This window comes from Mesorhizobium sp. B2-7-1, from assembly GCF_006440735.1.
In the GTDB taxonomy this organism is placed as follows: Bacteria; Pseudomonadota; Alphaproteobacteria; order Rhizobiales; family Rhizobiaceae; genus Mesorhizobium.
In genome coordinates this window covers 23,940-37,467 of the sequence record NZ_VFUA01000024.1, presented here as the reverse complement: position 1 = coordinate 37,467, position 13,528 = coordinate 23,940, and the positions used below count along the sequence as shown (strand labels likewise).

Here is a 13,528-nt window from a genome sequence, read left to right as displayed (position 1 = left end):
CGGTCAAATGCTCCGTGCGCGAAAGAACGTGCCCAGCAATATCTTGAAGTCGAGGCCTGCCGAGGCGACCTTGATGTAGGCCGCATCGGTTTCCGCGCAAAGTCTTGGATCGGACATGTCGATGCCCCTGATCTGCGCGAGCCCTGTGATGCCTGGAAGTGTGGCGAGCACGCCCAGTTCCTTTCGGCGTTCGATCAGTTCCGCCTGGGTCGGCAGGCATGGGCGCGGCCCGACAAGGCTCATCTCGCCCCTGAGCACGTTCCAGAGCTGCGGCAATTCGTCGATCTTGGTTGCCCGCAGCACCTTGCCGACCGCGGTGACCGAACCGGCCGGCGCCTCGTGCGTGGGCAAGGAAGGCGTTGCGCGATACATGGTGCGCAATTTGCGGCAGGCAAAGAGGGCGCCTCCCTGACCGACGCGGACCTGCGAGAAGATGGCGGGGCCGGCCGACGTTGCCCGGATTGCCAGCATCGCGACAAGCAGGACGGGAGCTGCCACCACCAGCATCGGAACGGCGACCGCTAGGTCGAGCGCGCGCTTCGCGGTCATGGCTCAGATCCGGCGCCAAAGGAAAGCGACATAGAGCCCGAGCGTCCCCATGAATGTCTGCCGGTAGACGCCGCTTTTGCCGAGCAGGCTGAAGCGCTTGAAGATGTTGCCCTTGCGCGCCCTGATGAACAGGCGAAGGCAAAGTGCTGCATCGCGCGCGACGAGGTCGCGGTTGACGGCGAGGCCGCGCAGGTTGGTGTCCGTCCAGGTGGCGAACTGGCCCTGGGCCAGGCGTCCCAACCTTGAAAACCTCGCTCTCCACGAGACATTGGCGCCGACGAGATTTGCATCGTGCTGGCGGTATCTGACAAGCGGCCGCGGCTCGTAGCGGACCTTGCCGCCGGCGGCGGTGACGATGAGATAGGCCCACCAGTCATGGCTGACGAACTCGGTTCTGGCCGATGCTCTCGCCAGAAGGTCGCGCGCCTTGCGGTTGAAGAGCATGGTGTTGCCGCCGGCGATGCTTTGCACCAGCGCATTGCGGAAGGACGGGGGGCGACGAAAGAGCGGCGAGTAGCCGGCCGGAACGCCGGTCTGCGAAACGGTCGCCGTGCGCGAGCAGAACAGGAGCGGCGTTTCCATATCCTCTCCCTCCATCCAGCGGATGGCGCTCTCCAGCCGATCCGGCTCCCAGACATCGTCCTGGTCGCAAAAGGCATAGTAGTCGGCATCGATGCGCGGATCGATGATCATCGAGCGGAAATTGGCGGCGAAACCCTTTCGCGGGCCTTCCACCAGCGTAAGGGAACCCTTGTCCCAGCGGGATCGCCACGCCTCGACGGTTGCGGTCGTGGCGTCCGACGAGCCGTCGTCGGAGACCCAGAGATCGACGAGCGGCCAGGACTGCGCAAGCAGGGATTCCAATTGTTCGCCGATATAGGCCGCGCCGTCCTTCGTGCCCATGAGAACGGCCACGCGCTGATCTTTTCTGGTCACGGCTCTGGAATCACTCGCCCGCGGGGTGTTTGAACAGGTTTCGATAGCCAATTGCGGGCGCGCGGCACAGGTTTAAAGCGCATAGTGCGCTTTGCATGTCTTTATCCCGAAACCGGTTTCCACTTTCGGGAGACATGCCTAGCCGACCTGTCCGGCTGTTTTCGGCGCCGCCTCTTCGCGCGCGCCGCCAATGTCTTCTTCCGCCCCGTAGAGCCCGCCCAGGATGGCAAGCGCCGCCGCCTTGTCGCGATCGTGCATGGCGGCCACCAGCGCCGGCAGGGCCGCCTCGATCCTCGGCCATTCGATGACGCCGGTCCTGAGGCCGAAGATCTTGGCGATGTCGAGCTTGACCACGTCCTCGTTCTCGGCGTGCAGCGTCTCGTGCAGCTTCTCGCCAGGCCTGATGCCGGTGAAGCGGATCGGGATGTCGGTGTAAGGGCTTTTGCCAGCCATGCGGATCATGGTTTCGGCGACTTCGAGGATCGGCACGGGCTTGCCCATGTCGAGCATGTAGATGGCGTAGTCGTCCGCGCCCTGGCGCTGCTCGGCGTCGGCTGCCGACATGATGACGAGATCGACGGCCTCGGCCACGGTCATGAAATAGCGGGTCATGCGCCGGTCGGTGATGGTGACCGGGCCGCCGGCCTCGATCTGCGCCTGGAAGATGGTCGCCACCGAGCCGTTGGAGCCGAAGACGTTGCCGAAGCGCACGGCGATGAATTTCGTGCCTGAATGACGTAGACCGGGAGCGCCGGCATGGCCGTTCGCCGCGCCGGCACGCGGCGGCGACGCCGCTGCCTGGGCTTCATGCAGCGAGGAGACGACCTGCTCGGCCGCCCGCTTGGTGACGCCCAGCACCGAAGTCGGGTCGACGGCCTTGTCGCTGGAAATCAGCAGGAACTGCGGCACCCCGCATTCGGCGGCGATCTCGGCGCAGGCGAGCGTGCCGAAGACATTCGTCTCGATTGCCGCTTCCCAGTTCTCCTCGAGCAGCGGCACATGCTTCAGCGCCGCGGCGTGAAAGATGATGGCGGGTTTGAACTCGTTGACGAGGCGCGTCATGTGGGGCCGGTCGGTGACGTCGACGATGCGGCTGGTCAGCCGGTCGCGGTCGCCGTCGTCGATCAGCTGATCGAGCTGGAAAATGCCGAACTCGGAATTGTCGGCCACCAGCACCGCCTCGGCGCCCAGCTCCAGCGCGCGCTTGACGAGCACACGGCCGATCGAGCCGGCGCCGCCAGTGACCATCACACGCTTGCCGCCCACGAAAGCGCCGATGCGCGTGGTATCGGTGGCAACCGCCGAACGGCGCATGATGGTTTCCATCTCGACGGCATCGAGAACCAGCTTGCCGCCCTGCCCCAGTTCCGACAGGCCGGAAAACTGGACAACGCCGATGCCGCTATGGCGGGCGACGCGCACAAGCTCGGCATAGTCCTCGATCTCGCGCTCGACCCCCTGGCCGAAGATCAGGAGGTCGAGGCTTTCCGTGCCCTTGACATAGTCTTCCAGCACTTCGACCAGCCGCGGCCGCAGCGCAACGACCGGGACGCCCTGGATCTGCGTGCCGAGCGGCGCATCGCTCTCGGTGGCCATGATGCCAGAGATGGCATATTCGGACGGCTGGGCCGTGCGGATGAAGCGGACGATCACGTCGGCCTCGCTCAGCCGGCCAATGAACAGCGCCTGCTTGGTCGAGGCATCGCCGGCAGCACGGCGCAGGATGCGCCAGCTCGCGCCATCACGCAGGAAGCGATAATAGAGCCTGGGCGCCGAGATGATGGTGAAGGAGACCAGGAAGAAGACGATGAACTGGCGCTCGTTGAGGCCGGCGACCGGCTGGAAAAAGAAGCGGAAGGCAAGCGAGGCCAGATAGAGCACCACCGTCAGGCTGCCGCAGCCCTTGAGGATGTTGAAGAAATCGGGCGTGGAGGCAAAGCGCCAGACGGTGTTGTAGAGACCGCAAGTGCGGAACAACAGATGGGCGACGAGCACGATGAGCACCCAGCAGGCCAGCCCACTGGCGGAGAACGCGTCGAAGGACAGCCGCGACTGCGACAGGATGAGGCTAAGAGCGACCGCGACCAGAACCATGACGAGGTCCTGGGCCATGATGATGGCGCGCCGCATCCTCGGTCGAAGTTCCGATACGGCTTCTACATAGGCGGTCATTGGGTAGTACTGGACTCCAGGCGTGGAGAGATTGGCACCAGAACGTCACCGGACCAGCCACCGGCACCACCCTGGATTGCAAATCCCCTACCCCCGTTACCCGGTTATGGCCTTAGCGCGGAGCGGGCGGGAGAGCCAGAGTTTTTTTGGATGTGCGTGATCGTACCAACGATTTGTCTCGAAACGGCAACAACTCAGGCCGTTGGTCACATCGAAAAACCGTCGGACCTCCAATAGACTCTGCTAATAAATGTCAATGGATGACGATCCGGCTTCACTAAGCCGCACCGCGTTGCCATAAGCTTGTCGCAATGACTATGAAAGAGGAGCTTGGCGGTCGTGTGGGCAACAAACGAGGCACCAGAACAATAACTGCGGCACGACAGCGATGATTTCGACACTGAACGGCGCTCTCGACGATATCTTCGGGGCGATGAAGCTGCGAAGGGTATGGATTGCCCTCGCTCACGAAGATATCGGTGACCAGCACCGGCGAACCACGCTCGGACCGCTCTGGCTGCTGGTGAACTACCTTGCCTTCGTCGGCACTTTCGTCTTCGTGTTCCAGCCCGCAGGCAAGGATGCGGCCGGGTATTCCGCCTATGTCGCAATTGGTCTCATGGTGTGGTTCTACCTCATGGAGGTCATAACCGTGAGCGTGTCGCTGTTCAAACGTGAGCAGAGCTTCATCGAAGGCACGACGCTGCCCTTGTTCGTCTATGTGATGCGTTTGACGGTGCAGTCGGCGATTCGCGCGGGCTATGCCATTGCCGGATGCATAGTCATTCTGCTGATCAGCGGACCGGCGCTGACGACGGCATGGCTCTGGTCGCTCGCGGGACTGCTTCTGATCCTGCTGGCCACCCCAGCCATCATTGCAATTTTCGCATTCACCGGCGCATTTTTCCCTGACAGCGAATTCATCGTCGGCAACCTGATGAGGGTCGGGATGTTCTTTACGCCCGTCTTCTGGGTAAACAACGGGCAAGACCCCATACAAACATACGCATACAACTGGAATCCGTTTACGAGCTTCCTGGAGGTTGTACGCCATCCCATCCTTAGCGACGAGTTTCCGGGACATGATTTTGCTTTAACCGGCGCCTTTACGGTGGCCGCATGGGTTATTGCATTGATGCTGCTTGGCAGATATCGCCGGCAGGTCGTCTTCATGATCTGAGTGTTCAATGGTTTCCGTCAAGCTGGATAACGTCAGCCTGGTTTATAAGCTGCACGAAAAGCTAACCCTTTCCGCGCCAGACCGGCGCATGAACGATACGGGCGGCAGAATTGCCAGTTCGGGAAGGAAGCAGTTCGTCCAAGCTCTGGACGGTGTCAGTTTCGAGTTGAAGGCAGGCGATCGGTTGGGCCTTGTCGGTCCGAATGGAGCCGGCAAGACAACCCTGCTGAAAGTGCTCTACGGGATCTATGAACCTTCTGAGGGAAACATCACTATAGATGGCAAGGTCGATGCCCTCTTCAACATCAACATAGGATTTCGTCCTGAAGCCACAGGCCGGCGGAACATCGTATTGAGAGGATTGATCAGCGGTTGGACGGAAGCCGAAATCGAAGAGAAGATGGAAGAGATCATCGCGTTCAGCGAACTCGGCGATTTCATCGACCTGCCCTTCAAAGCATACAGCCAGGGTATGGCTGCAAGACTGGCTTTCGCTGCGTCAACCGCACTTGAGCCAGAAATCCTTCTGATGGACGAGTGGATCAGCGCCGGCGACGCTTCCTTCCAGGAAAAGGCCAAACGGCGCATGGACGAACTGGCGGAGAAGGCCGGCATTATCGTGCTGGCAAGCCACGACCAGAGCCTGATCGAACGCGTCTGCACGAAGACGTTGACGCTTCGCCATGGCCGGGTGGAGTCGATAGCCATGACGCCAATGGAAGCCGCCTGACAGCCCCACCCAAATCCGTTGGGAGGCAAAGAGATATCCTGCCGGATGGCTTGCCAGCAGACACTTTTCTGTTGAGGTCCCTCTCACCCGGGGCAATGCTGCCGGCTACTCTTCAACCAGTAGAGTAGTCTTCTCGGAGCATAGATCCTGCTCGCCCGTTGACTGTCTCAAAGTGCGTTATTTTGGCAAAGCGGGTAGCGCAGGGGCTCAAAGTTCTTTAGGTCGGTGCCGGAAAGCGGTGGGCGACGATCTTGAGAGAGAGGGCGGATTGTCAAAGCTTATTATTCAGATCCCATGCTTGAATGAGGAGAGTACGCTTGCGGTCGCGCTTGCCGATCTCCCACGTCAAGTCGAGGGATTCGATACGGTAGAGTGGCTCGTGATCGACGATCGCTCCACGGACCGGACCGGCGAGGTTGCTTCGCAAAACGGTGTGGATCACGTGGTCTCGCTGCCCCACAATGAGGGGCTTGCCAAGGCGTTCATGACAGGCATTCAAACCGCGTTGAAACTCGGCGCCGATGTTATCGTAAACACCGACGCGGACAACCAGTACGACGCCTCCTGCATTCCTGACCTCGTGCGTCCGATCTTGGAGAAAAAGGCTCAAATCGTCGTCGGCGCAAGGCCGATCAGCGAGATAGAGCATTTTTCACCCACCAAGAAATTCCTGCAGAAGCTTGGCAGTCTGGTCGTCAAACTTGCCAGCGGCACGACGGTTCCCGACGCGCCGAGCGGTTTCCGTGCCATTCACCGCGACGCGGCGATACAGCTAAACGTCTTCAACCGCTACACCTACACGCTCGAAACGATCATCCAGGCGGGACGTAGGGATATTCCGATCACCTCCGTGCCCATTCGTGTAAACAGCGATCTTCGACCCTCGCGGCTGGTCAAGAGCATACCGAGCTATGTGCGGCGCTCCCTGATAACGGTCGTGAGGATTTTTGTCGTCTACAGCCCGTTGCGCTTCTTCTCGGTATGCGCGGCTATTGTCGCGACACCGGGGCTGATCATGATCATCCGGTTCCTTTTCCGGTACCTGGAAGGCGAAGGCAATGGCAATATCCAGTCGCTTGTTCTTTCCAGCGCCTTGCTTGCGCTTGCCGGCATCCTGGCCATGGGCGGCATCCTATCCGAACTGATCGCGGTCAATCGCCAACTTCTCGAGGAAATCAGGATCAGGCAATTACAACAGGAGCATGGCGGAGGCGCATTGCTCCGCTCGTTCACGGTCGACCGCGAAGCATCTGAAATCAAGACGGGCAAGATAAGCGGAACCGCATAAATGACCGAAGCACCTGCAGCCTATGACAACGTTCCAGGCAATTACTACGACAAGTACAATACCCGGAACCCGATCGCACGCTACCTCATGGATGGCTTTCTGAGCAGCTTCGATATGCTGACGTCAGAAACAGGCGTTCGCAACGCCTACGAGGTCGGCTGCGGCGAAGGAAATCTCTCCATGCGCCTTCATGATCGAGGGTGGAACGTCCGCGGCAGCGACCTAGAATCCGTCAGCGTCTCGGAGGCTAACGAGCAATGCGCCAAGCGTGGCCTGGAACCGATGTTCGAGACACGCTCGCTTTTCGACCTGACCGCGGAAGCGGCTTCCGCCGAATTGGTGATATGCTGCGAAGTTCTCGAGCATGTTCCCGATACGGAACGAGCGCTAGCGGTGCTGAAATCGCTCGCCAAACCCTACCTTCTTGTCAGCGTGCCACGAGAGCCGGTCTGGCGCGCACTTAACGTTGCAAGAGGCAAATACATTTCAGACTTCGGAAACACGCCTGGCCACATTCAGCATTGGTCGTCCACATCCTTCATTGATTTGCTGTCCAAGTCGCTGAAGATCGTGACAGTCCGTAAACCACTTCCCTGGACCATGGTCCTCTGCCGCAGTGACTGAGACAATGCTAACGGCACAGCCAGCCAAAGGCAGCAAGCTTAAGTCCATCGTTCGCCTCGGGGGCCTGGCCATCAGTCTCGCAGCGCTTGTCTTCGTGGGGATGGCGATCCATCGCTCGTTCGGCGATCTGCAACGACAGCTCATCTCCTCGCTTTTTTTGATCGTCGTATTGGGATGCGCTGGCGCTTATGCCGTCATCCTGCAGTTGGTCGGCATCGCCTGGTACCGGTTCCTGGTTGCCATCGACGGACCATCGCTTGGATTGAGTCCTGCGCTTGCCATTTTCGGAAGGACGCAAATCTACAAATACCTGCCGAGCAACGTGCTCCATATGGTTGGTCGCTTCGCCCTCGCCCGTAATCTCGGGACATCGAACAAGGCACTTACCTTTGCGCAGATAGGGGAATTGTCCGTCATTGTTCTTACCGCTGGGGTTTTGGGAGCCTCGCTGGCGTGGCCGGTTTTCCGGGATGCGTATGCGCAGTATGCCCCCGGCAGCCCCGTATTGCCCGATAATCCAGTATTGATTGAGGGATTTATCGCCGCCGGCCTTTTGGTGCTTGCGATCGGGACGATGCTTTTGTTCCGGTTGAGAACCGCCGGCATCGGCGGCGGAGCACTTATCGTCTCGGTCGAAGCTTTTCTTCTCTATGCACTGTTTTTCATCGGCAACGGGTTGCTGATCGTTGCGCTTTTGAGAACTTTGAGCGATGCGGGCCACGTTCCGGAGTTGATCGGCATAGGTGCAGCCGCCTGGCTCATTGGCTTCGTAGTTCCGGGAGCACCAGGGGGACTTGGTGTGCGCGAGGCCGTCTTGATCATGGGCCTCACCGCCGCGGGCCTGCCGGCTCCAGCGGCGACCACGGTGGCTCTCGGTAATCGGCTAGTCACCGTTCTTGGTGACTGCCTGGTCGCATTGGCGGAGTTGATATTGCGAAGGGGGAAGAGTGCATGAACACGCAGATCGGCAAAGCACTCGCGCAAGGTGACAACCAGCCGGAACAGACTCCGTTTTTGCGGCACCTTACTTCTACAATGCTTCTTCTCGTGCTTGTCTTGGGCATCGTGGGCGTGAACCCTTTTCGGCAAACGCTGGCGCCTATGGATCTCTTGCTGGCCTATCCAGGGTGGGACAATGCCGGCGTTGACACTCCGCTGATCAATGCAGAGCGTTCTGACGCATTGGATCACCGCCTACCAAACTGGCGAGAGTTTAGGCGAGAGCTGTGGGAAGGACATATCCCACTGTGGAACCCGGTTCATCAATTGGGCGCAGCAGGTATTCAGTCTCCGATCTACGAAGGCCTTTCCATACCCTTTCTAATTTACGCCCTCACGCCGAACGAGGCTATGGGTTACACATTTTCAATTCTGGCTAACTATTTGCTCGCTGCCTTCGGCACCTATTTTCTGCTGTTCTTCATGTTCAGCAATCGTTGGGCGGCAGTTTTTGGCGCTATGGTGTTCGCCTTTTGCGGTTTTAACATCGCTTGGGCCCATTGGCCGCACCTGACAGCAAGCGCCCTTATTCCATGGGTTCTCGCTAGTCAGCTTCGGTATTGGCAAACAGGCCACTTAGGATGGGCGTTCGGATTTATTTTCAGTGTGGCCTTGATAGGTCTAGGCGGCTTTCCATTTGTAGCCGTCCTCGGAGTTATCTCATCCCTGATGCTTGGAACCATAGTCCTTATTGCCGAATTTCGGGACATCGGCGTCAGTCGACCAGCCATGAGACGAGTTCTTGCACTAGGGTGCGCAGGTGTTGCAGGCACACTCCTCACTCTTCCCGGCCTTCTACAAATTAGAGACATTCTCAATTCAACAGATTTATCGATCCGATCCGGCGGAACGATATTCACTCCGTATGACATCGTTAACGTTTTTGGGTTTGATTTTGTTAACAATTTGGGTGTTGAGCGTACCTTTTCGGCTGGCATTCCTGCCGCTATTCTGACGATCATTGCGTTATTTCTACTGATTAGGTTACCAAATCGGTTTTCTATTTTTGGCTTAATTTTGGCAGTATTCACGTTCGCGACCGCATTCGGCGCGGCACCAGCCGAGATCATAAAATTAATTCCGGGATTTGGCATCAATCCGTGGAGCAGGGCCTCGGTATTGGTTGGCCTATCCATGGCTATATTGTCAGCTTATTCCATAACTTTCTTGTCACGGTTAAATCTTAAATACAACTATAAGTTATTTTTTCTTTTACTTATGTTCACATTCCAAGCAACCAATCTTGGGTATTGGTTCAGGGAATTTAATGCGCGCCCCGATATTGAAACCTTTTTTCCAGAAACGCCATCACTGTCCTATGTTTTATCTAAGATTCTTCCGGGCCAAAGCGTCATTGCTGACGATAGCTTCGTCACGTCTGGAGTTTTGTCAAATTATCGATTGCCAGAGCTATTTGCTCATGGTTTCCGTACCGATGCGCAAAACAAGATAGCTACGGACATAGCACCTTCGTATCAGACAACGTATACGGCCTCCATCATTCAATGCTCCGACATCAATTTTTCCAGCTTGGGTATTATCTATACTGCTGTCCGCTTCTTACTTGTGAGAGACAGCTGCACTGAAATAGCCTATGAAAGTTCCGGAGCAGGTCATAGACCTACTGCCCTCCTAAATTCGGGCGCGCTCAAAGGTAACTTGACAATCAATAAACCGATCATTGCCACTAAGTTTCAGGTACTATTTGCAACATACGATCAGGACTACGCACCGTCGGCGTCCATATTGGAACTGTACCAAAATGGCCAACTCGTAGCCCGTGCTGAATTGCCACCGGAAGCAATACGCAACAACCGGTTCGCCACATTCGATTTCAATCGAGACGTACCTCTTTCGCCTGGAACTTACCAGTACGTTATTTCAATGACCAAACCCGGCAGCCAGAAGATGCTCAGCGCCTGGGCTTTCGAAACCGCTGGAGGAGCAACGTATCAAATCGGGTCGAATACATTCCCGGGCGCCCCCAAAATCAAGATTGTCGGAAAAAATCGTCTCCCCCCGAATTTCTCGATCACATCGATAGAGCCGGGCATTGATGTCATCGAAAATCGCACAATCTCAGGTTCCGGCTATTATGTGAATGGACTAAGCGGACAACCGGAGGCAGATTTTAGCGCAGTGCGCCTTGCGGCGTATCGACCGGATGACCTAACGGTGGAATATCTGGGCGCAGCGCGCGGATGGGTCGTTTTCCCCATTCGGACCAATCGGCATTGGCGAGCGATGCTGGATGAAAAACCTGTAGAGCTCAAAAAGTTCCTGGATTTTTTTCCCGCGGTGGAGGTGAACGGGCCAGGCAGAATTCGCTTCTACTATGACAGTAGTCAATTATTGAGAACGCTGGAACTCTGCATCGCTGGCTTTGTAGCTGCGGTTGTGCTTCTAGTCATTTTGAATGGCGGAATGTCCACGCCTCGAACCAGCAATAGAGCCGCAGCTGCTTAAAGACACCATCTAGTCGCTCGCGCCCATGGAACTCGTTAGCCGGGACCACGCTTTGTTGAATTGGACATACAATAAAGTGCTGAGACAGAGGCGATCGAATGTGCTTCAAAGCCGTCGACGAATTGGCAGCAGTATGGCCTTAGATATCTAAAGAGTACGCCGAACGCTGCCTGGGCGATAAGCCGCACGACAGAGGCCTCGCGCGCTGCTAAAGACCATTCAGCATTGATTTTGGAGGAACGATGGACATTCTAGACGCGTATGTCGCGACTGCACCAAGCGCCCAGAATGTGGTTGATATCTTCAAAGACGAATGGTCGTCCAAATTTCCGGCAACGGGCGGAGCGACGACGACTCCCGGCAGCGCCGCCCTGTTTGAAGACGCCCGCATCGACTGGCTTTCAAAAACCACCGGCGGATTCGCCGGCAAGCGTATTCTGGAGCTCGGACCGCTGGAGGCAGGACACACTTACATGATGCATGAAGCGGGCGCGGAATCGATACTCGCTGTCGAGGCCAATTCGCGATCCTACCTGAAATGCCTCTGCGTCAAGGAGATCTTCGATCTCAGCCGTGCTCGATTTCTCTACGGCGACGCGATGAAGTATCTGTCGGAAAACAGCGAACGCTTCGATATATGCCTAGCGTCAGGCATACTCTACCATATGACCCACCCTATTGAATTTCTTGGCAACATTGCGCGCGTGTCCGATAAATTTTTCCTTTGGACGCACTACTACGATGAGTCGCTGCGCACCCGGGGAAATCTCGCTAAGCAGTTCGAGAAGCCGTACAAGATCGAGGTCGACGGTAAGCCATATACGGTATGCAAGCGCAATTATCAGGAAGCACTCAAATGGGCTGGCTTTTGCGGCGGCGCTAAGCCATGGGCGTTTTGGCTTACCCGTGACTCCCTGATGCGGGCGATCGCCGATTTCGGCTTCACCGTGGAGGCGATCGAATTTGACCATCCTGGACATCCGAACGGGCCTGCATTGGCTCTTGTAGCGGGCAAGGTATTATGAGATAGCCAAATCAAGACTAAGGTTCAAACCAAGCCTTTCGCAAAACCATCGCTTTTCGCCCCTCGATTTATCTATATTCTTTTGAGAGTCGTATAGAATTCTAGCGTGTTTGGCTGCGTTGGATAGAATGATGCGACTTCAAAATCATATCTTTTTATTATACTTCTTATTGAATTTATACATTCTATAAACTCAAAGTCTGCAAAAACCCAACAATGAGAGTCGACATACCCACCTTTACTTTTCAAATCTATAAGGGCATCTAAAATATTTTCTCTATCTATTACGTATTCAGCATTTTCGGCTGTAATAGTACTGTTCCAACAATCCACGGCATTAGCGTTACTGACATTCCAGAAATGGTCGCAAATCTGCTGAAAGCTTGGCATCGTCCGCTTCTCGATGTAGGCCGCCACGAGATCTGAAACCATGCTGCTTTTTCGTTTCAAGTCGAAGCAGTAGCGTTTGTCAGGAAATGCAACGGCAATCCCGCCGCCGGGCTTGAGCACATACAGATTCGCCTCGAGCCAGCCCAGCAGGTCAGGCACATGCTCCATAACGTGCGAAGCCACGATGTAGTCCACGGACTCCTTCGGAAGAAATTCAGAAATAAGCTTGCCACCGGTCACGATGTCAATTTCCGGGATCAGGCTGACATCGACGTTAGGATCATTGGCATAATGTTCGGCTAACGAGATCCGATCAGCATAGTCCACATAGGAAACGTCGTAATGCGGCTTCCGCAAAAGTGCAGCATGCAACGGGCCATATTCGATGCCCTTTCCGGCAAGGTTCAACGCCGAGGTTATCATCTTCGTACGCGGCTCTAACGCTGGGGGAGACTTCCGGAAGAATCGCATCCGATTTACTTCACCATCACGCATATTGATTGACCGAGCGCATGTTCATCGAGAACCGGAGCGTCGGCGTCGATGAATTTCTCCACCCTGAAGCCGATCCTAGCCGAAAAGACTTCAATAGCCCCGCGCTCAAGGAACATGTTGAGGTGCGGCCGTGTACTGGCCTCGTATTGTTTCACGGTCGCTTCAAAAACATTCCAGAGTGAGGGCATTCGAAACTCCAGAAACGAGAAGAGCAGTTTGCCCCCCGTCTTCAGCACACGATGACAATCGCGCATGTAGATGAACGTCTCTTCGTGCAGCAGGTGGGTAAAAAGGCTGAAGGCACATATGTAGTCGAACGCTGCATTCGGCGCTGGGAGTTTCACCGCTCGATTCATGTGAAATTTGTAGCTGTGAGGGGTCTTGCTCTCGGCATAATCGAGCAAAGCCTGAATAATGTCGTATCCGTCATAGTCGATGCGTAGTCGTCTAGCGAGCGCCACCGCTGTGCGCCCAGACCCGCAACCGATGTCGGCAAGACGCATCCCGTCGCTCAAACCGTTTTTTATAAGGACTTCGGCTTCGATGCGCCCGATAATGTCATAGGCGCCGCCCACCGCGAGCGACATTGCCTCATCAATCGGATGATCGCGCATGAGCTGCGCGACATGTTTCTCATAGTCTTCGATGAAATGGAATTCGGCCATTGCTATATTT

12 protein-coding genes are annotated in these 13,528 nt (G+C 56.4%); 7 read left to right on the top strand and 5 right to left on the bottom strand.

Features of this window, described 5'->3' with window-relative positions; translation table 11 throughout:
- Positions 1-3: 3 nt before the first annotated feature.
- The 3 genes from FJ471_RS12195 to FJ471_RS12185 all read right to left on the bottom strand — a co-directional run bounded on the left by FJ471_RS12195 (position 4) and on the right by FJ471_RS12185 (position 3,657).
- Positions 4-549: a sugar transferase gene (locus tag FJ471_RS12195; protein ID WP_140803400.1), complete on the bottom strand. Its 546-nt coding sequence runs from the start codon at positions 547-549 to the stop codon at positions 4-6.
- A 3-nt stretch (positions 550-552) separates the two neighbouring features.
- Positions 553-1,464, bottom strand: coding sequence for a glycosyltransferase family 2 protein (locus FJ471_RS12190; protein WP_246684698.1), 912 nt, complete (start codon positions 1,462-1,464; stop codon positions 553-555).
- Positions 1,465-1,623: 159 nt separating this feature from the next.
- Positions 1,624-3,657, bottom strand: a complete 2,034-nt coding sequence (locus tag FJ471_RS12185) for a nucleoside-diphosphate sugar epimerase/dehydratase (protein ID WP_140803398.1) — start codon at positions 3,655-3,657, stop codon at positions 1,624-1,626.
- A gap of 388 nt (positions 3,658-4,045) precedes the next feature.
- On the opposite strand from FJ471_RS12185, the gene FJ471_RS12180 reads away from it, so the two are divergent.
- From FJ471_RS12180 to FJ471_RS12150, 7 genes are all read left to right on the top strand, one after another.
- Entirely contained in the window at positions 4,046-4,837 is a 792-nt protein-coding gene (locus FJ471_RS12180) for an ABC transporter permease (RefSeq protein WP_140803397.1), read from the top strand.
- Between the two features lie 7 nt (positions 4,838-4,844).
- Positions 4,845-5,567 (top strand): ABC transporter ATP-binding protein, encoded by a 723-nt coding sequence (locus FJ471_RS12175; protein WP_140803396.1) that lies wholly within the window; start codon positions 4,845-4,847, stop codon positions 5,565-5,567.
- 238 nt (positions 5,568-5,805) lie between these two features.
- The gene (locus FJ471_RS12170; protein ID WP_246684697.1) at positions 5,806-6,855 is read left to right on the top strand and encodes a glycosyltransferase family 2 protein; all 1,050 of its coding nucleotides are present in this window, start codon (positions 5,806-5,808) and stop codon (positions 6,853-6,855) included.
- Positions 6,856-7,479 (top strand): methyltransferase domain-containing protein, encoded by a 624-nt coding sequence (locus FJ471_RS12165; protein WP_140803395.1) that lies wholly within the window; start codon positions 6,856-6,858, stop codon positions 7,477-7,479.
- A 4-nt stretch (positions 7,480-7,483) separates the two neighbouring features.
- Positions 7,484-8,434, top strand: coding sequence for a hypothetical protein (locus tag FJ471_RS12160; protein WP_140803394.1), 951 nt, complete (start codon positions 7,484-7,486; stop codon positions 8,432-8,434).
- Entirely contained in the window at positions 8,431-10,944 is a 2,514-nt protein-coding gene (locus FJ471_RS12155; RefSeq protein ID WP_140803393.1) for a hypothetical protein, read from the top strand. The genes FJ471_RS12160 and FJ471_RS12155 overlap by 4 nt, the downstream gene beginning before the upstream one ends.
- A gap of 242 nt (positions 10,945-11,186) precedes the next feature.
- On the top strand, positions 11,187-11,969 hold the full coding sequence (locus FJ471_RS12150) for a class I SAM-dependent methyltransferase (RefSeq protein ID WP_140803392.1): 783 nt from the start codon (positions 11,187-11,189) through the stop codon (positions 11,967-11,969).
- Positions 11,970-12,040: 71 nt separating this feature from the next.
- On the opposite strand, the gene FJ471_RS12145 is transcribed toward FJ471_RS12150, so the two are convergent.
- Together FJ471_RS12145 and FJ471_RS12140 are read right to left on the bottom strand one after the other, a co-directional pair.
- The gene (locus FJ471_RS12145; RefSeq protein ID WP_140803391.1) at positions 12,041-12,853 is read right to left on the bottom strand and encodes a class I SAM-dependent methyltransferase; all 813 of its coding nucleotides are present in this window, start codon (positions 12,851-12,853) and stop codon (positions 12,041-12,043) included.
- The gene (locus tag FJ471_RS12140) at positions 12,835-13,518 is read right to left on the bottom strand and encodes a class I SAM-dependent methyltransferase (protein WP_140803390.1); all 684 of its coding nucleotides are present in this window, start codon (positions 13,516-13,518) and stop codon (positions 12,835-12,837) included. Before FJ471_RS12140 ends, FJ471_RS12145 begins: the two co-directional genes overlap by 19 nt.
- Positions 13,519-13,528 lie beyond the last annotated feature (10 nt).

Bases quoted from the DNA above. Each gene is read 5' to 3' on its own strand.
- FJ471_RS12145 (WP_140803391.1), bottom strand. From the start codon at position 12,853: ATGCGTGATGGTGAAGTAAATCGGATGCGATTCTTCCGGAAGTCTCCC.
- FJ471_RS12175 (WP_140803396.1), top strand. From the start codon at position 4,845: ATGGTTTCCGTCAAGCTGGATAACGTCAGCCTGGTTTATAAGCTGCAC.
- FJ471_RS12140 (WP_140803390.1), bottom strand. From the start codon at position 13,518: ATGGCCGAATTCCATTTCATCGAAGACTATGAGAAACATGTCGCGCAG.
- FJ471_RS12180 (WP_140803397.1), top strand. From the start codon at position 4,046: ATGATTTCGACACTGAACGGCGCTCTCGACGATATCTTCGGGGCGATG.
- FJ471_RS12185 (WP_140803398.1), bottom strand. From the start codon at position 3,657: ATGACCGCCTATGTAGAAGCCGTATCGGAACTTCGACCGAGGATGCGG.
- FJ471_RS12195 (WP_140803400.1), bottom strand. From the start codon at position 549: ATGACCGCGAAGCGCGCGCTCGACCTAGCGGTCGCCGTTCCGATGCTG.
- FJ471_RS12150 (WP_140803392.1), top strand. From the start codon at position 11,187: ATGGACATTCTAGACGCGTATGTCGCGACTGCACCAAGCGCCCAGAAT.
- FJ471_RS12155 (WP_140803393.1), top strand. From the start codon at position 8,431: ATGAACACGCAGATCGGCAAAGCACTCGCGCAAGGTGACAACCAGCCG.
- FJ471_RS12165 (WP_140803395.1), top strand. From the start codon at position 6,856: ATGACCGAAGCACCTGCAGCCTATGACAACGTTCCAGGCAATTACTAC.
- FJ471_RS12160 (WP_140803394.1), top strand. From the start codon at position 7,484: ATGCTAACGGCACAGCCAGCCAAAGGCAGCAAGCTTAAGTCCATCGTT.